This window comes from Corynebacterium urealyticum DSM 7109, assembly GCF_000069945.1.
In the GTDB taxonomy this organism is placed as follows: domain Bacteria; phylum Actinomycetota; class Actinomycetes; order Mycobacteriales; family Mycobacteriaceae; genus Corynebacterium; species Corynebacterium urealyticum.
Genome location: NC_010545.1, coordinates 1,075,879 through 1,092,303, shown reverse-complemented (window position 1 = coordinate 1,092,303; position 16,425 = coordinate 1,075,879). Strand labels below are relative to the sequence as shown.

15 protein-coding genes are annotated in these 16,425 nt (G+C 62.1%); 3 read left to right on the top strand and 12 right to left on the bottom strand.

What is annotated here, in order from left to right; all coding sequences use genetic code 11:
• Positions 1-99: 99 nt before the first annotated feature.
• From CU_RS04580 to dut, 8 genes are all read right to left on the bottom strand, one after another.
• Entirely contained in the window at positions 100-855 is a 756-nt protein-coding gene (locus tag CU_RS04580; RefSeq protein ID WP_012360162.1) for an iron ABC transporter ATP-binding protein, read from the bottom strand.
• Positions 852-1,850, bottom strand: coding sequence for an iron chelate uptake ABC transporter family permease subunit (locus CU_RS04575; RefSeq protein ID WP_012360161.1), 999 nt, complete (start codon positions 1,848-1,850; stop codon positions 852-854). The genes CU_RS04580 and CU_RS04575 overlap by 4 nt, the downstream gene beginning before the upstream one ends.
• 22 nt (positions 1,851-1,872) lie before the next feature.
• Complete coding sequence (locus tag CU_RS04570; protein WP_012360160.1) at positions 1,873-3,018, bottom strand: iron chelate uptake ABC transporter family permease subunit; 1,146 nt, start codon at positions 3,016-3,018, stop codon at positions 1,873-1,875.
• Positions 3,019-3,105: 87 nt separating this feature from the next.
• Positions 3,106-4,065 (bottom strand): siderophore ABC transporter substrate-binding protein, encoded by a 960-nt coding sequence (locus tag CU_RS04565; RefSeq protein WP_231837764.1) that lies wholly within the window; start codon positions 4,063-4,065, stop codon positions 3,106-3,108.
• A gap of 284 nt (positions 4,066-4,349) precedes the next feature.
• A complete protein-coding gene (gene dxs, locus CU_RS04560) occupies positions 4,350-6,239 on the bottom strand; it encodes a 1-deoxy-D-xylulose-5-phosphate synthase (protein WP_173362311.1) in 1,890 nt (629 codons plus the stop codon).
• A 70-nt stretch (positions 6,240-6,309) separates the two neighbouring features.
• Entirely contained in the window at positions 6,310-7,560 is a 1,251-nt protein-coding gene (locus CU_RS04555; protein ID WP_012360157.1) for a class I SAM-dependent RNA methyltransferase, read from the bottom strand.
• Positions 7,553-8,299: a DUF3710 domain-containing protein gene (locus tag CU_RS04550; RefSeq protein ID WP_012360156.1), complete on the bottom strand. Its 747-nt coding sequence runs from the start codon at positions 8,297-8,299 to the stop codon at positions 7,553-7,555. Before CU_RS04550 ends, CU_RS04555 begins: the two co-directional genes overlap by 8 nt.
• A 116-nt stretch (positions 8,300-8,415) precedes the next feature.
• Positions 8,416-8,865, bottom strand: a complete 450-nt coding sequence (dut, locus tag CU_RS04545) for a dUTP diphosphatase (protein ID WP_012360155.1) — start codon at positions 8,863-8,865, stop codon at positions 8,416-8,418.
• A 221-nt stretch (positions 8,866-9,086) separates the two neighbouring features.
• Between dut and CU_RS04540 the strand changes: the two genes are divergently transcribed.
• Complete coding sequence (locus CU_RS04540) at positions 9,087-9,611, top strand: DUF3093 domain-containing protein (RefSeq protein WP_012360154.1); 525 nt, start codon at positions 9,087-9,089, stop codon at positions 9,609-9,611.
• A 66-nt stretch (positions 9,612-9,677) separates the two neighbouring features.
• On the opposite strand, the gene CU_RS04535 is transcribed toward CU_RS04540, so the two are convergent.
• Positions 9,678-9,977 (bottom strand): DUF4193 domain-containing protein, encoded by a 300-nt coding sequence (locus CU_RS04535; protein WP_012360153.1) that lies wholly within the window; start codon positions 9,975-9,977, stop codon positions 9,678-9,680.
• Between the two features lie 185 nt (positions 9,978-10,162).
• Positions 10,163-11,200 carry an inositol monophosphatase family protein gene (locus tag CU_RS04530; RefSeq protein WP_012360152.1) on the bottom strand — a complete coding sequence of 346 codons (1,038 nt, stop codon included), beginning with the start codon at positions 11,198-11,200 and terminating at the stop codon, positions 10,163-10,165.
• A gap of 8 nt (positions 11,201-11,208) precedes the next feature.
• On the opposite strand from CU_RS04530, the gene CU_RS04525 reads away from it, so the two are divergent.
• On the top strand, positions 11,209-12,114 hold the full coding sequence (locus CU_RS04525) for an ROK family protein (RefSeq protein ID WP_012360151.1): 906 nt from the start codon (positions 11,209-11,211) through the stop codon (positions 12,112-12,114).
• A 352-nt stretch (positions 12,115-12,466) separates the two neighbouring features.
• Positions 12,467-14,104 (top strand): RNA polymerase sigma factor, encoded by a 1,638-nt coding sequence (locus tag CU_RS04520; protein WP_012360150.1) that lies wholly within the window; start codon positions 12,467-12,469, stop codon positions 14,102-14,104.
• Positions 14,105-14,241: 137 nt separating this feature from the next.
• Here the strand turns inward: CU_RS04520 and CU_RS04515 are convergent, their stop codons facing one another.
• Both CU_RS04515 and CU_RS04510 read right to left on the bottom strand, forming a co-directional pair.
• Complete coding sequence (locus CU_RS04515) at positions 14,242-14,601, bottom strand: DUF308 domain-containing protein (protein ID WP_231837762.1); 360 nt, start codon at positions 14,599-14,601, stop codon at positions 14,242-14,244.
• A 79-nt stretch (positions 14,602-14,680) separates the two neighbouring features.
• The gene (locus CU_RS04510; RefSeq protein ID WP_012360148.1) at positions 14,681-16,417 is read right to left on the bottom strand and encodes a DEAD/DEAH box helicase; all 1,737 of its coding nucleotides are present in this window, start codon (positions 16,415-16,417) and stop codon (positions 14,681-14,683) included.
• Positions 16,418-16,425: the final 8 nt, after the last annotated feature.

Sequence of the window (16,425 nt, the reverse complement as noted above, 5' to 3'; positions counted from 1 at the left end):
GGCCCGCGCGCGCCCACAGCGGGAGCGAATAAAAATACTCAACCCCGGCCCCTGCAGGTTGTCCCTGCAAGGCCGGGGTTGTTTCTATCCGATATTCCTCTAGTAGTAGATGGCGGTCGGGCGACCGTGAATCTGCTCGACCTCAACGGGGAAGTCATAGAGGCTGCTGAGCGTCTCCTCGGTCATCACTTCCTCCGGCGTCCCCGTAGTGTGGACCTTCCCGTTCTTCATCGCGACCAGCCGGTCGGAAAACGCTGCGGCCATGTTGATGTCGTGAATGACGATGACGACGGTACGCCCCTGCTCGTGGGCAGCGGCCTTAATCGTGCGCATCATCGACACGGAGTGTTTCATGTCGAGGTTATTCAGTGGCTCATCGAGCAGGATGTATTCGGTGTCCTGGGCGAGCACCATCGCAACGAAGGCGCGCTGGCGCTGGCCGCCGGACAGTTCGTCGATGAATTTATCGGCGATCTCCCCGAGCTCCATCATGTCAATCGCCGCGTCCACGGCTGCTTCGCACTCGGCTGTCAGCCGCCCCCGGGAATGGGGGAAACGTCCGAAAGCGACAAGCTCACGCACGCGGATGCGACTCAAGGTGTGGTTTTCCTGCCGCAGGACCGCAAGAATTTTAGCCAGCTCGCGGGTGTCCGTGGCGTAAACATCCATCCCTGCGACCTCCGCGGTACCACCATCGGCGTCAATGAGCCGCGCGATGGCAGTCAGCAGGGTGGACTTTCCTGCTCCGTTAGCTCCGATGATGCTGGTAACTCCGCCCTCGGGAATACGAAGGTCCACGTGATCCAGAACCAGCGAATCACCATAGCGTTTGCTGAGTTGCTTGGTCTCAATCACTTGAGTTTCTCCTTACGCAAGAGCAGGAACAGGAACAAAATACCGCCCACAAATTCAATCAGCACGGAGACGGTGGTCCCGTAGTCAAAGATCTGCCCCAGAATAAACTGAGCGCCCACGAGGGAGGAAACGCCGAACAGGGCAGCAACCGGGAGGGTCCATGTATGCCGGGTCGTACCCGTAGACCGATAAGCCAGGTGCGCGACAATGAGCCCTAAGAACAGGATCGGCCCGACCAGCGCAGTGGAGGCCGCGACCAGGACGGTGATGGCGGCGAGCATGAGCAGGCTTTCCTTGCGGTACCCCACGCCCAAGCCAACAGACGTCTCTTGTCCCAGCGCCATGACATCTAGCACATGGCGTTTATGCCAAATCCAGGCGGAAACAACGAGCGTCACTAATAGCGTAAAGACCAGCAGCGGGCGGTCGATACCGGTGAAGGATGCGAAGAAGGCGTCCTGCAACACCTGGTATTCATTGGGGTCGATCATCTTCTGCAGAAGGCCTGCCAGCGACCTAAAGAAGATCCCGCACACCACACCGATGAGCAGCAGCACATCCAGGGTCATCGTCTTCGATGTGACCAGTGGACTGAATACAACCAGGGCGAAAACGACCATGATCACCGTATTCAGCACGAACCCGGCGATGGGGTGCATGCCACTGAGCGCACTGCTGCCGAGGAAAAAGACGATCAGCGTGTTGATCAGCACATAAATTGAATCGAAACCGATCAGGCCTGGGGTCAAAATATGGTTCCGGGTCAGTGTGTGAAAGACCACGGTGGAAATGCCGGCGGTAATCCCAGCCACCGCGAGCGCGCCCACGGTGGTCAACCGCATCGGCAGTACAAAAGCCCAGGCGCGGGGGAGCTGCCACAAGATGAACAGGCCTACCAGCGCCACGGTAATGAGGAACACCGCCACGAACGTGCGCCGTGGCCTCTTCGAATCATCCCGCTTCGTGCTCGATGCGTGCGTCACGCGTCCCAGCAAAAGCTAACCTTTCCTTTTATCGCTAGCCGCGACGAGCGCGACGGAACAGCTTGGGTTTCGTAGAGCTCTGGATGCGAGCCCCACGAATCAAGACGTAGATGAATACAGCAGCACCCAACACTCCAAGAACGGTCCCAACTGGGATCTCGTACGGGTAGCGGATGATGCGGCTCAAAATGTCCCCGCCCAGCGTCATGGCTGCGCCACAGGCCGCGACCCAAGGCAGTGCCTTGCGCGCGTTGTCACCAATGCGTGCGCGAACCAGGTTGGGGACGATCAGTCCGATGAACGGGATGGCTCCCACGACGGTGACGGTGACAGCCGCGATGACAGCCACGATGACGATCGCGGAATACTCGACGACCTTCACGCGGACGCCCACGCCCTTCGCCAGGTCGTGCCCCAGGCCAAGCAAGGTCAACCGGTCAGCGAGGACATAGGCTGCAAGTGCAAGCACTGCGACGAGCCAGAGGAGCTCGTAGCGGCCGCGGAGCACACCTGCAAAGGATCCGAGCTGCCACGCGCCGAGGCTCTGCAGCAGGTCGAAGGAATATGCAAAGAACGTGGTGGCAGCGCCAATAATGCCGCCGTAAATGATGCCCACCAGCGGGACCGTGAAGCCGGTTCGCACCTTGATTCGGGACACGATGACCAGGAATCCGATCGTGCCGATGAGCGCGGTAAGGCTGGCCATTCCGAGCTTCGCCCACATCGGGGCGCCTGGGAGCAACAGCGCGACGACCAGCAGTCCAGCCATCGCGGATTCCGTGGAGCCGACGGTCGAAGCCTCGACGAAACGGTTGCGCGCCAGCAGCTGCATGATCAGCCCGCCCATGGCTAGCGCGGATCCAGCCAGCAAGGCGGCGAGGGTGCGTGGAATGCGGGAAACAGCAACAACCGAGGAGTCCGCATCCGCTGCCCCCAGCATCAAGCTGAGCAGCGAGAGCACCACGAGAACGCCCGCGAGGATGATGGCATAGACGGGGCCGCGCGAACGAGGCGTTGTCCGGTCTGTGGGCTCGGCGGTTGCCGCGGGATTGTTTCCTGCCACGGCATCGATAGCGACGCTCTGGGCACCGACCTGATCCCGGTACGAGGTCTGCGGGGCGTGTGACAAGGGGGCCCCATCTTGCCTCGTCAGGGTGCTCACGGAACCGTTGGTACCCATCTGCTCGCTACTCTCCTACTACCGTCTCGTTCGCCAGTTACGTGATTGAACCGCGCCCCGGATGCCCGTGGCGCGGCTGTTGTTTTCTTAGAGTGCCTGCTCGATATCGTCGAGCATGGTGTTCAGGCCGTCGATGCCGCCTCCGTTGAGGTACCAGTCAGCACCGCTCAGCATGTAGATCCGGTCCTCCTTGGCCGCATCGGTCTGCTTGACCAGCTCGTTGTCGAGAGTGGCCTTTGCGGAGTGGCCTTCCTGTCCGATGGCCGCGTCGCGGTCGATGACGAAGATGGTCTTCGGGTTGATCTTCTTCAGCAGCTCGAAGGAAGCGTTCTCACCGTGGGCGCTATCGCTGTCAATGTTTCCTGCCGGGGTGAAGCCGAGGTCGTTGAAGACCAGGCCGAAGCGGGAGTCCGCACCATAGAGGCTAATCTCGCCACCGCTGGTCATCAGGACTGCGGCTTCCTTCTTATCAGCCGGAACGGAGTCGGCAATCTTCTTTACGCGATCGCGGATCTCGTCGGCCTTCTCCTTAGCTTCGGCCTCCTTGCCGAAGAGCTTGCCCAGGGCCTCGACGCGCTCCAGGCTGCTATCGATCGTGTAGTGGTCATAGTTGATCGTCATGTTCGCGGTCGGGGCGATCTTCTCGAACTCCTTGAGCATCTTCGCCTGACGCCCGCCGATGAGGATCAGATCCGGATCCGCTGCGGCAATGGCCTCCATGTCCGGCTCCTTCAGAGAGCCGGCGTTAGCCTCGATCCCCTCTGCAGCCTTCGGCATGGTGGCAGCCTTGGCGGTGGACACGACGCGATCCTTCTCCCCCAGCGCAGCCAGGGTGTCGAGGGAGGCATAGTCGAGGACGACGATGCGCTTCGGCTCGGACTCCAGCTCGATGGTGCCGTTTTCAGCCTCGAGAGTGTAAGTGCGGTCGGCGTTATTCTGCTGGCTGGAAGCGGAGTTATTCTCGGCGGAGTTATTCTCGGCTGCGCAGCCCGTGAGGATCAGGGAGAATCCGGCGGCTGCCGCAACGAGTGCGTGGGAGATCTTCAATCTTTTGCTCTTCCTAGTTCGTCCCGGCCAGCCTCTGCACCGAGGTACGGCCGGTATTATTCCGAAAAATGACCGAACAAGCAAGGTTAGCTTGCCCTAAGTCCCCCTAGATACTGTCAAAGAGACTGAAGATAGGCAAGCCTAATTTGATCTCACAGGGTATTTACACAACATTCTCGTTGTTAATTACCCCCATTACCGGGTGAACAGGGGGGGGCACCCCCCCCTAAACCCGGTGGACCCGCTCCCCCGCACTTGGGCGGACTCGGAACCGCTAAATCCCCCTAAAAGCGGTCGAGCCACCCAGTCACGCGACGTTCCACGGTCGCGACGTCAAGGCCGATCTCTTCGAGCACTTCGCCCCTTGAAGCGTGTGCCAAGTATTCCTGAGGCACGGCGAGCAAACGCACCGGCGTATCCACCTCTGCGGCACTCAACGCCGCCTGCAGTGCAGAACCGGCTCCTCCGTGAATACCGTTATCCTCGACTGTCACAACCAGGTCAGCGTCATTGGCAAGCTCAACCAGCTGTTCAGAAACCGGATAGACCCAGTGCGGATCTACAACCGCGGCCTCCCAGCCCTTGGACTTGGCTGCCTCTGCGGCCGCCCGGGATTGACCCACGAGAGCGCCGTAGTTAATCACCAGCAGTTTCTTCGCGCCGTCGCCGTCGTCCGCGCTGTGCTCAAACAAGACGTCGTAGCTCGACTCCTGGCGCACTGCGGAGATGTCCGCCGGAACGCTGCCCTTCGGGAAGCGAACGACGGTGGGAGCGTCGTCAACATCAAGGCACCGGTCCAGCGCCAGGCGCAGTTGCGCTCCGTCACGCGGGGCGGCGACATGGATCCCCGGCACAATTCCGGTGATAGACATGTCCCACATACCGTTGTGGCTAGCACCATCCGGGCCGGTGATTCCAGCGCGATCCAGCACGAAAGTCACGCCCAGACCAAGCAGGCCGACGTCCATCAGCATCTGGTCGAAAGCTCGGTTAAGGAAAGTCGAATACACCGCAACAACCGGGTGCAAGCCACCGAGGGCAAGTCCGGCGGCCGAGGTCACGGCATGCTGCTCTGCGATGCCGACGTCGAAGGTGCGCTGCGGATACACCTCACCAAACTCAGCAAGGCCAGTGGGGCCGGCCATCGCGGCGGTGATGGCCACGACGTCATCCCTCTCCCCCGCCCGCTCGATGAGGTGCGAGGAAAACACCTGCGTCCAGCCGGGCTTCGAGGCTTCCTTCGGCACACCCGTGACGGGGTCGATCACGCCCGTGGCGTGCATCTGATCGGCTTCGTCGTTCTCCGCCGGGTCGAAGCCCTTGCCCTTGTGGGTGATCGTGTGGACGATGACGGGGCCACCGTAGTCCTTCGCATAACGCAACGCGTTTTCTACCTGGCCAATATCGTGACCGTCAACCGGACCGATGTACTTCAGCCCCAGATCGGAGAACATTTCCTGCGGGAGGATAGAGTGCTTGACCCCTTCCTTGAGCCCGGAGATCAGCTGGAACGCGCGGTCCCCAACCCAGCCCATGCGACCAAGGGTGTTCTTCCCGGACTCCATGACCTTGTCATAGGCGGGCTGCAGGCGCAGCGCAGCGAGGTTCTCCGCCAACCCGCCGATCGTCGGCGAATAGGAACGCCCATTGTCATTGACCACGATGACGATCGAGCGCTTCTTACCGGTGGCGATGTTGTTCAGTGCTTCCCAACACATGCCGCCTGTGAGAGCACCATCGCCAACGACAGCTGCGACGTGACGGTGCGTCTGACCGCTGAGCTCGAAAGCCTTAGCCAGTCCGTCGGCATAAGAAAGGGACGCCGAGGCGTGGGAAGATTCAGTCCAGTCGTGCGGGCTTTCCGCACGGTCGGGGTAGCCCGACAGGCCGTCCTTCTGCCGCAGCGTGTCAAAGAGGTCGCGACGACCCGTCAAAATCTTGTGGACGTACGCCTGGTGGCCCGTGTCGAAGATCAGAGGGTCGGACGGCGAGTCGAAGACGCGGTGCAGCGCCATCGTGAGCTCGACGACACCGAGGTTAGGCCCCAAGTGTCCGCCGGTCGCGGAAACTTTTTCAATCAAAAATTCCCGAATCTCCTGCGCCAGCTGATCAAGCTTGCCCTCTTCGAGCAACTTCAGATCCGCTGGTGAGGAAATATTTTCAAGGATTCCCATTGAACTCAGTTTCTCTCCATCCCACATTCTTTGTGCACGCCCCATCCTAGTGGGGACACCGCCTTCAGCGTTATTCGCCCGCCGCCTCGAAGTACATCAACGTCTCGACGTGATGGGTCAGCCCAAAGGCGTCGACGATCTCCATCTCACGCAGCTCATAACCCGCATCTCGCCACATACCCGCGTCGCGGGCTGCCGTGGCGGGATCGCAGCCGATGTGAATCACCCGCGGTGGGCGGTGCTGCGCGACGTTCTGAATGACGTCCGCCCCCGCGCCCGTACGCGGTGGGTCGAGGACGACGGCGTCCAGATCCGCGACCTCGTCGAGCTTCTCCAGCCACGCGCCGACGTCGCTGCTGCGGAAACGTACGGCCGTACCCGCCCCTTCAGCACGAGACTCCCGGTCTGCCGCGAAGGCGTCCCGTCCAGCATGTGTTGCGCTGCTTGCGACGTCCACGATCTCAATGTTGCGCGCAGAGCCCAGCAGGCCGGCGGACAACGCCCCGCAGCCACCATAAAGATCCCACACGGTATGCAAATCACCGTTCAGCCGGTCGGCAACCCAGCGGGCGTAATAGGCGCTGGCAGAGATGTGGGATTGCCAGAACGCATCCACCGGCACCTTCCAAGTCACGCCGAAGTGCGAATGAGTCACCTCGCCTTCGCCGTCGAGTACACGGCGCTTCCGGCCCCGGCGGGTCTTTTTAAGCTCCACAACAGAGCGCTTACCGTCGCGGCCGACGCCAACCACGACTTCGCTGCCTGGGCTTGGGTTCAGACTGGCAACGCCGTCCGCCAGCCCGGGCAGCCACTGAGCGCAATCGACCTCGTCTACCGGGACGATATCGTTGCTTTTAGGTTTCCGCAGACCAGTTTGCCCTTCCGCGTCGACTCCGAGGCGCACGCGGTGGCGGTAATGGGTAAAAGGCCACAGGCTTGCCGCACGGACATGAGCATCGAGGAAAGCCTGCGGCAGTTCGAACTTGCCGAGGCGGCGGAACTGGTCGATGACTACCGCCTGCTTAAAGTCCAGCGAGCCCTCGGCATCAACGAAGTCGAGGTCGCAGCAACCCGCTCCTACAGCTGCGGCGTCGCACTGACCTGGCACGCGGTGCGGGCTCGGCTGGTCAATAGTCAGTGCTTCACCCGTGCGGAATCTTTGTTTGCCATTCTTTTTCGCTGCGTCCAGTGCAACCTCGACACCTTTCTCCCCGGGCAGTCCGCCACGGACGAAGACGATCTGACCATCGTGCTGGCCGATGACTACGCCGCGGTGGCCAGGCTGGTCCAGATCCAGAGTGATAGTTTCCGGGCTAGTCATTGCCATCCTTGTTGGGCATTTGCGGCTGCGCCGGGGTGTTCTGCTTTTCCTGCAGGTGTCGTGCCAGTTCCTCAACCATGGCCTGCGGGAGCTGAACCGGCAACGGATCGCCGGCAGGGATCGGGTCAGTGCCTCGAACGACGAAAGTGCGGGCGATAATCTCGCGCCCCAAGGCGGCCATCTGCTCAGCCGATTCCTGTGGTCCGGCGAGGGTCATCCGCAGCATCCATCGCGGGCCCGTGGCCCCAATAACCCGAAGTGTGCCGTCGCCGGACTGGGCAACGATCTCGGCGCCCCATGGCCCTTCCTCGGTGGTTGCCTCCAGCCCGTCAGCTGCCATGCCTTCGATGAGCGTCGGCACCGTGTTATCCCAGAGTTCGCCGGTGGTTGGGGCGGCGAAAGCGACCGGTGTGACCCGGCCGAAGGGGGTGAGAATGTGGAGCATTTGCGGGCCATCGTCACCCATTTCCACTTGCACCTCGGCCTCGTGCGGAACCGGAATCATCATGGACCCCAGGTCGAGCCCGCCCTTGGCGAAATCGCTGAAATTGTATTCGCGGTAGTCCAGCGTGTCCCCGTCGAAGGGGCCGAAATCCTCACCCTGCACGGGGTGCTCATTTTCCGTTGGGCCGGCCGCAGCACCGTCAGCCGCGCCTGGGACCTCCTGCTCGGCCTGGCTATGAGGTGTGCTTGGTTCTACACCACTGGGCTCGTTCTTCTTCTTAGAAAAGGGCCACATTTTTAACAACTGTCCTTCCGCACTCACTAATGAGAGGCTCGCCTGTGTCACCGCTGGTCTTTAAATGCTAGTAACTAAATTTAATCGACTATCTGATTCGACTGCCCGACCACGTCTCAGCGTGTACCGGTGGAGCCGTGGCCACCGCTTCCTCGGGTGGTTTCCCCGAGTTGGTCGATGCTGTCCACCGTGACGACCTCGCAGAGGCTGACGTTCTGAATCAGCACCTGCGCGATGCGTTCGCCGCGGCTGATGTTGATTGTCTCTTCGGGGTCAAGGTTGATCAGATTGACCTTGACCTCCCCGCGGTACCCAGCATCGATTGTGCCGGGCGCGTTAACGATCGACAGCCCCTTCTTTACCGCCAGTCCACTACGCGGGTGCACCAAGCCGACCTTGCCAACCGGCACCGCCATGGCGATTCCCGTACCCACCAGACTGCGCTGCCCCGGCTTCAAGGTGATGTCCTCGGCAGAGTAGAGATCGATGCCCGCGTCTTCGGGGTGTGCCCGGTTCGGGAGCGGGAGAGATGGGTCAATCTGAAAAATTTCCAACGGACTGCTCATGAGGCTCCACTCTACAAGGTCGCCACTTCACCTTTTTGGACCCAATGCACGAATAGCTCCCGTGTGCTGGGAGCAGCGGCGGCTTCGAAGAACCCGCTGGTGTGTGGGTATGATGGTGGCCGGTAAATGCCACCCAATAAAGGCTCGGCGCGGCACGTATGCGCCTGCGCGGCAGAGCCTGGGTAAAGAAGCACAGGTAGACGAGGAGCACTCTGCGAGTCATGGACGCTGCGAACGGAGCATCGACCCCACCACCGGCGAGGCCCGGCGAGGCGGCCGGAACGCGGGTGCTGTACAGCGAGTCCCAGCGGGTACCGCTGTCCTGGTGGCTCGCTGCCATCGGCGTGGTCGCCATCATCGCCTGGCAGGCGCAAATGGGGCGCGACTGGTGGTGGTTGCTCGTCGCCGGGGTGATCGCGGCTGCCCCTGCGGCGTGGGGGCTTATCGCACTATCCCGCACAAAGATCGAGGTGTTCGAGAACTCCCAGGGTGAAAGAATTATCCGCGCGGGCGACGCACAACTCCCCGCCTCCGTAGTCGACCGCACGCTGGTCATCCCACCCACCGCGAAGCAGGCTGCGTTAGGTCGCCAGCTCGACCCTGCGGCCTTCGTTATTCACAAGGGGTGGATTCCTACGATGGCGATGCTCGTGCTCGATGATCCACTGGACCCCACCCCGTACTGGCTAGTCTCCAGCAAGAACCCCCAGAAACTGCTGGAGGCGCTGGGAAGGCCCATTTACTAAGGGATCCCAGCGCCTCCGCATACCCGGCCTGCTCAGCTTTCCCCGCAGGCCGGGTCCCTTTATGCCTTAAACGCAGTCGACACAGATAAACTCGGTATCGCTGAGCTTCTCACCAACACGGCTTCGGTGCTGGACGAGGAAGCACTCGGAGCAGGTGAACTCGTCGTTCTGCTTCGGCGTAACCGTGGTGGATAGCTCCTCCCCGGAGACTTCCTCCATCGGCAATTCGAAGGGCTCCACAATTTCGCCATCATCGGTGTCCGAGATCGCTGGCTCTGCCTTCTCTGCGGCCTTCAGGCCTTCGAGAGAGTCAGTCTCCAGCTCTTCCTCAGCGCTCCGCCGCGGTGCATCGTAGTCCGTGGCCATCGTTGTCCTCCCACACTCCTCGGATGATGCTCATTGATTATTGGGCGGGATCCCCGCCACCTGCCGCCTTAAGGGTCACAAGCCCATTCTTCGCGGCAGCCATTCGGCGCTTATTTGAGGGCGCCTCATGCGTGCTGAAGGCGGATATTAGGCCATGAGGTGCATACTTGTCACCTCCCCCCTACTCATGGCAAAGAAAGCTGCTCGATGCTACCCCCTGCACCCTGGCTCAACAGCATTTTTTCGAGTTCTTCCTGCACCCCCGGTACGCCTGCGATGATGGGCAATCCGCTCTCCGCCGTGTAGTCAAGCGTGGGGATAACAACGGTCGCTCCCGCTCGAGCAGCAATCAACGCGCCGGCAGCGTAGTCCCAGCCGTTAAGCCCGTGCTCGTAGTAGCCATCCACCTGACCGCTAGCCACCATGCAGAGGTCGAGTGCGGCGGAGCCCAAGCGTCGGATGTCTCGCACGTGGGGCAGGACGTTTCCCAACACGTGTGCCTGCCGCTGACGGCGCTCGGCGTCATAGGAAAAGCCGGTCGCTACGAGTGCCTGCGCAGCGTCCTTCCGTCCTTCCTGTCGGCTAATATTCTTATGCTCACCGACGACTACTCCCTCGCCCTTCAAATCAATGGGGGCGACAGTCGCTGGGCCACCGACACAGGCCCCAAAAACGTGGCTGTGGGCAGCGTCCACAACCGCACCGGCCACCGGCACTCCGTTGAAGGCAGCAGCCACCGACACCGAAAAAGCAGGAATCCCGTAGACGAAGTTGACGGTGCCGTCGATCGGATCGACGATCCACTCCAGCCGTGCCCCAGCTGCCTCAGCGAGGCTGGAATCGGGGGCAGGGTCATCCGCCCCTTCCTCCTCGCCGACGACGGTGGCCTGCGGGAACTGGGCGTGCAGCCACTCGCGGATAAAATTCTCCGCGGCACGATCCGCTTCGGTAACAGGGTCGACTGCGGAAGACTTGGTCTGCGCCACCGGCATCGCCGAACCCATCAGCTCGATGACGGAGCCCGCCACCGCCTCACCTTCAGTGCGTTCCCGGCGGATGCGCAGCACCAAGGCGGCAGCGCGTGCGGCAACATATTCAGCAGCAGCCTGCAGCTCGCGTACGTTCGCTGCGCCCGGGATCTCCTCGGGGACATAGTTAGTGGTGGATTTATCAAGCAACAAGGTCTCGGTCATGCCTCCACAGATACCACTGATGTGTAGCATTCAGACCCATGAGCACCGAGCAGGCGAATAGCGCTGAATGGGCGGGCATCACCGTGGGCGTCGACGTCGGAGGCTCCGCAATCAAGGCGGGCTTCGTCGACACCCGCAACCACTGTCTCGTTGGGGAAAGATTCACCGCCCCCACTCCCCAACCAGCAACCCCAGAAGCCGTCGCGGGTGCCGTCGCGACCCTCGCAACACAGGTACTCGCCCAAGAACTTGGCACGGGCCTCCCCGGGGCATCTTCCCTCAGCAGGGTTCAGAACCTCCGGATCGGCGTAGCCATTCCCAGCGTGGTAGCCAACCAGCAGGCACGCACCGCAGCGAATATCGCGCATTCCTGGATCGGTACCCGACCCGCCGCGGTGTTCGACGACGCCCTGAGGAAGGCGTTGTCGTACGGCCCGTCGGATCGTTCCGCCCTCCAGGTAGAGTGGTTCTTCCTCAACGACGCCGACGCTGCCGGCATTTCTGAATGCGGCCCGTGCGCCGCCGGCGAGGCTGCTGACCCGGAATACAGTCGGCTCTTCCTGACCTTTGGCACAGGGATCGGCTCTGCTCTCTTCCGCGGAAGCAGGTTGTACCCCAATACCGAGCTGGGGCACCTAACCGTGTTGACGGACGACGGCTCCCCCAGCGCTGCAGAGCATTGGGCCTCGGCGGCGGTGAAGGCTCGGCAGCACCTTTCTTTCCCCGAGTGGGCAGCCCGGGTGAGCACGGTGCTCAACACCTATGTCGCGTTGCTGCGGCCCCAGGAGCTGATCCTCGGCGGCGGGATCTCCGCCGAATCAGACCGGTGGTTGCCCAAGCTTGAGCTCGAAGAGCCTTCGGTCCGTGTGAGCATCGCGCGACACTTCAACAGCGCGGGCGTCATTGGGGCGGGACTCGCCGCTTCTTGGGGGCTACGCCCCTAACCGGCATGAGCAATAAAGCTTGGCTATAATGGTCGGCCGTTGGGCGCTTGGGCGCCAGGAGCAGCATTCCGGCTGCTCAGAGAAACTACTCCGCAGCAGAACACCGCCCTGCAGGCCGGGTCGGACTGACGTCACCGACACGAATTCGTTGGCGGACGTATGCTGGCGAGTAGAACAAAATGCGTCAATTCCTGGTCGCTATCCACCAGGAATCGGCGAGCAAACGTAGTTTGGATAGCGACTGGTAGGGACACCCCGAGCGGGGAACCTTCCTAAACGTACAACGAGGTCGCCGGCTTTGCCCGGCGGCCACAGCCGTACGTTGCAACAATCCCCGACCGAAAGGGCTTCTGTGGCTTCTCAAGACTCAACCACCAGCGGTGATAGCGTCCAGGACGCAAGCGGGACGACTGGCACTGCTGCACGGAAAGTCGCCAAGAAGACGGCTCGCAAGGCAGTCAAGCGCACGGCCCGCAAGGTAACAAGCGCCACTGCCGCGAAGAAGACGGCGTCCGCAGCTGCCGCAACAGACGCAGCAGACGTAGCAGCGTCTGCGTCTGAAGATGCAGTCGAGGAGCCAAAGAAGATCGCGAAGAAGACGGCGAAGAAGGCGGCTAAGAAGGCCACCCGCAAGGTCGCGAAGAAGACGGCGAAAAAGACCGCCAAGAAGACCGCTAAAAAGACGGCGAAAAAGACCGCCAAGAAGGCTGCCAAGAAGACCGCACGGAAGGCTACCAAGGCGACGGCTGCTGCGAAGACGCAGGAACAGCTCGAAGCGAAGAGCAAGGACGCCGAGATCACCGCCAACGAGGATCCGGAGGACGTCGACGAAGAGTTCGATCACGATGTCGAGCCGGATCTGGAGGACATCAACGAGGACCTGGACGAGGATCTCGATGACGACCTCGGCGACGACCTCGAGGATGAGGATGAGGACGCCGACGAGGAGGAAGAAGACGAGGACGACGAAGAGGAGTCCTCGACCTCCAAGGACGGACGCGACGACAGCGTGTGGGACGAGGACGAGTCCGCCGCTCTGCGCCAGGCCCGCCGCGACGCTGCCCTCACCGCATCTGCAGACTCCGTCCGCGCCTATCTGAAGCAGATCGGTAAGGTCGCCCTGCTGAACGCGGAGCAGGAGGTCTCGCTGGCAAAGCGCATCGAGGCTGGCCTGTACGCAAACTACCGGCTCAAGCAGATCAAGGAGTCCGGTGAGCGCCTCTCCCCAATGAACCGCCGCGACCTGCGCGAGATTGACCGAGACGGCCGCAAGGCAAAGAACCACCTGCTGGAGGCAAACCTGCGCCTCGTGGTCTCGCTGGCCAAGCGCTACACCGGGCGCGGCATGGCCTTCCTGGACCTGATCCAGGAGGGCAACCTGGGCCTGATCCGTGCGGTGGAGAAGTTCGACTATTCCAAGGGATATAAGTTCTCCACCTACGCCACCTGGTGGATCCGCCAAGCGATCACGCGTGCGATGGCTGACCAGGCACGCACGATCCGCATCCCGGTTCACATGGTGGAAGTCATCAACAAGCTCGGTCGCATTCAGCGCGAGCTGCTGCAGGACCTGGGCCGAGAGCCGACGCCAGAAGAGCTAGCCCGCGAGATGGACATCACGGTCGACAAGGTGCTGGAGATCCAGCAGTACGCCCGCGAGCCAATCTCCCTGGATCAGACCATCGGCGACGAGGGCGATTCCCAGCTGGGAGACTTCATCGAGGACTCCGAAGCTGTCATCGCCGTGGACGCGGTGTCCTTCACACTGCTGCAGGACCAGCTGCAGGACGTCTTGCATACCCTCTCCGAGCGTGAGGCCGGCGTGGTAAAGCTCCGCTTCGGTCTGACCGATGGCATGCCGCGCACCCTGGACGAGATCGGACAGGTTTACGGTGTGACCCGTGAGCGCATCCGCCAGATCGAGTCGAAGACGATGTCCAAGCTGCGCCACCCATCCCGCTCCCAGGTTCTGCGGGACTACTTGGACTAAAGCGCACGTCTAACCGGCTTATGCGGAGCCGGAAAAGCAAAACAACCGCCGGGTGTCCCGGCGGTTGTTTTCTCGTTATCTGCCCCTTGTTCGAGGAGCGTTCTTTTTCGGCAACCACAACACCAACCAGCGTGGAGCTAGTTTCCTCGGTGCTCCTTGACGCATTGGGTTAGCTTGTCGTCGCTGAGTCCCTGGCACTGCTCCGGAAACTCGGTAGCTACCTTCGTTGTGATCAGTGCAAGGCCCATCGCGAGAATTGCGAGCACGAGCCCCACGATGGGGTAGGTTCGCGCCGTGGCGTGGCGGTTCGCGCGGACCAACGCGATGATCGCCACCACCAGCGCGATCATCGCCACAAAGATGCCGATCAGCGGGAGCAGGCCCGCCGGTAGGGCGAGCACACCCAGGATCAGCGCGGCCAGCGACATCCGGCTGGCTACCTGGGGCGCGCGGGGCTGTACGGCCGGCTGGCCACCAGCTGGATTCTTCTTCGCCATCTCGCCTCAACGATCCTTTCTCGGAATTTTTCTCATATCCCTGACCCGGGCTGCGGTGTACCCGGCATGAGGGCACAGCCTACCAGTCGCGCAGGTAGGCGATACGGTCTCGCAGCTGCTCAGCGGTGCACAACGCGGTCGGAGGTCCACCACAGTTGCGGCGAGCCTCGTTGTGGATCGACCCCTGTGGTCTACCGGTCCGTGCCGCCGTCATGTTCACGAGCGCGTTGAGCTCCTTGCGCAACGCCGGCAGCTCCTCGCTGGCCACCCGGCGACGGTGCGCCTCCGCGCCGCTCATTCCACCGGCAGCACTACCGTTGCGTCGTGCTTCGGCCTCCCGGCGCTTACGCTCCTCGGCTTCTCGGGCTCGTGCCTCGACCTGGTCGGCCTGTCGCTGCTGCAACAGGGTGCGCATCTGTTCCGCGTCCAACAAGCCTGGTAGACCCAGATAATCCTGTTCCTCCGCGGAACCGGCCAGAGTGGTCGTACCGTAGGTCGAGCCGTCGTAAATCAAAGAATCCAGTTCGGCCTCCGCACCGATGGACTCGTAGGTCGTCAGCTCATCTGGCTCGTTCTCCTCGCGGTTAGCCTGAGCCAGCAGCTCATCGTCCCAGCCTTCCTCGTCCTTCTTAGGAACGCCAAGCACGTGGTTGCGCTGCTTTTCCAGCTTGGACGCCAGATCCAACAGCACCGGCACGCTGGGCAGGAACACGCTGGCGGACTCACCCTTGCGGCGGGAGCGCACGAAGCGGCCGATTGCCTGGGCGAAGAACAGCGGAGTCGCCGCGCTCGTGGCATAAACACCCACCGCTAAGCGGGGCACGTCCACACCCTCCGAGACCATGCGCACCGCAACCATCCATTCATCCTGGCTGGCGGAGAATTCCTTAATGCGGTCGGAGGCACCGACCTCATCGGAAAGGACGACGGTAACCGGAGTGCTGCTGATCGTCGACAGGATCTTGGCGTAGGCGCGGGCAGTCGTCTTATCGGTCGCGATGACCAGACCGCCAGCATCCGGGATGTGGGTGCGCAGCTTCAGCAGGCGAGTGTGAGCAGCCTTCAGTACCGCGGGGATCCACTCCCCCTTCGGGTCCAGCGCCGTCCGCCACGCGCGGGCGGTCTGTTCCGGAGTGAGGGTCTCACCCAACCGGGCCTCGAACTCCTCGCCCGCGCTGGAACGCCACCGGGCGTGGCCGGAGTAGGCCATGAAGACCACCGGCCGGACCACGCCGTCGCGAAGCGCCTCCGAGTATCCGTAGGTGTAGTCCGCTCGAGACTCCAGCGCACCGTCGGTGCCCGGGACCTCGATATAGTCCACGAAAGGGATCTGGGCGTCATCGGAGCGGAACGGGGTACCGGTCAGCGCCAGCCGGCGCTCAGCGTGGGCATAGGCCAAGCGCACGCCGTCTCCCCAACTCTTCGCGTCACCCGCGTGGTGGATCTCATCGAGGATCACTAGGGTCTTCTGAGCTGTGGCCACCTGATAGTGCTTGGTGGGCTTCATACCAACCTGGGCATAGGTCACGGCCACGCCGTCGAAGGCGTTGTTGAATGGCGAGGAGTTAGAAAACTCGGCGTCGAGGGCAATCCCCATGGCAGCGGCGGAGAGCGCCCACTGGACCTTCAAGTGCTCGGTGGGAACCACGATGACGAGTCGCTGGACAACGCGCTTCTCCAGCAACATCGACGCCAGCGTCAGGGCGAAGGTGGTCTTACCGGCACCCGGGGTTGCAACCGCCAGGAAATCCCGCGGCTGCTGCTCCTGATAGAGGTCCAGGGCCTCCTGCTGCCAGGCACGGAGGGTTCTTTTCACCTTGTATC

Coding starts and splice junctions, on each gene's coding strand:
- CU_RS04525 (WP_012360151.1), top strand. CDS start 11,209: ATGAGCACCGAGCAGGCGAATAGCGCTGAATGGGCGGGCATCACCGTG.
- dxs (WP_173362311.1), bottom strand. CDS start 6,239: ATGGGAATCCTTGAAAATATTTCCTCACCAGCGGATCTGAAGTTGCTC.
- CU_RS04535 (WP_012360153.1), bottom strand. CDS start 9,977: ATGGCCACGGACTACGATGCACCGCGGCGGAGCGCTGAGGAAGAGCTG.
- CU_RS04530 (WP_012360152.1), bottom strand. CDS start 11,200: ATGCTACACATCAGTGGTATCTGTGGAGGCATGACCGAGACCTTGTTG.
- dut (WP_012360155.1), bottom strand. CDS start 8,865: ATGAGCAGTCCGTTGGAAATTTTTCAGATTGACCCATCTCTCCCGCTC.
- CU_RS04550 (WP_012360156.1), bottom strand. CDS start 8,299: ATGTGGCCCTTTTCTAAGAAGAAGAACGAGCCCAGTGGTGTAGAACCA.
- CU_RS04555 (WP_012360157.1), bottom strand. CDS start 7,560: ATGACTAGCCCGGAAACTATCACTCTGGATCTGGACCAGCCTGGCCAC.
- CU_RS04570 (WP_012360160.1), bottom strand. CDS start 3,018: ATGGGTACCAACGGTTCCGTGAGCACCCTGACGAGGCAAGATGGGGCC.
- CU_RS04540 (WP_012360154.1), top strand. CDS start 9,087: ATGGACGCTGCGAACGGAGCATCGACCCCACCACCGGCGAGGCCCGGC.
- CU_RS04515 (WP_231837762.1), bottom strand. CDS start 14,601: ATGGCGAAGAAGAATCCAGCTGGTGGCCAGCCGGCCGTACAGCCCCGC.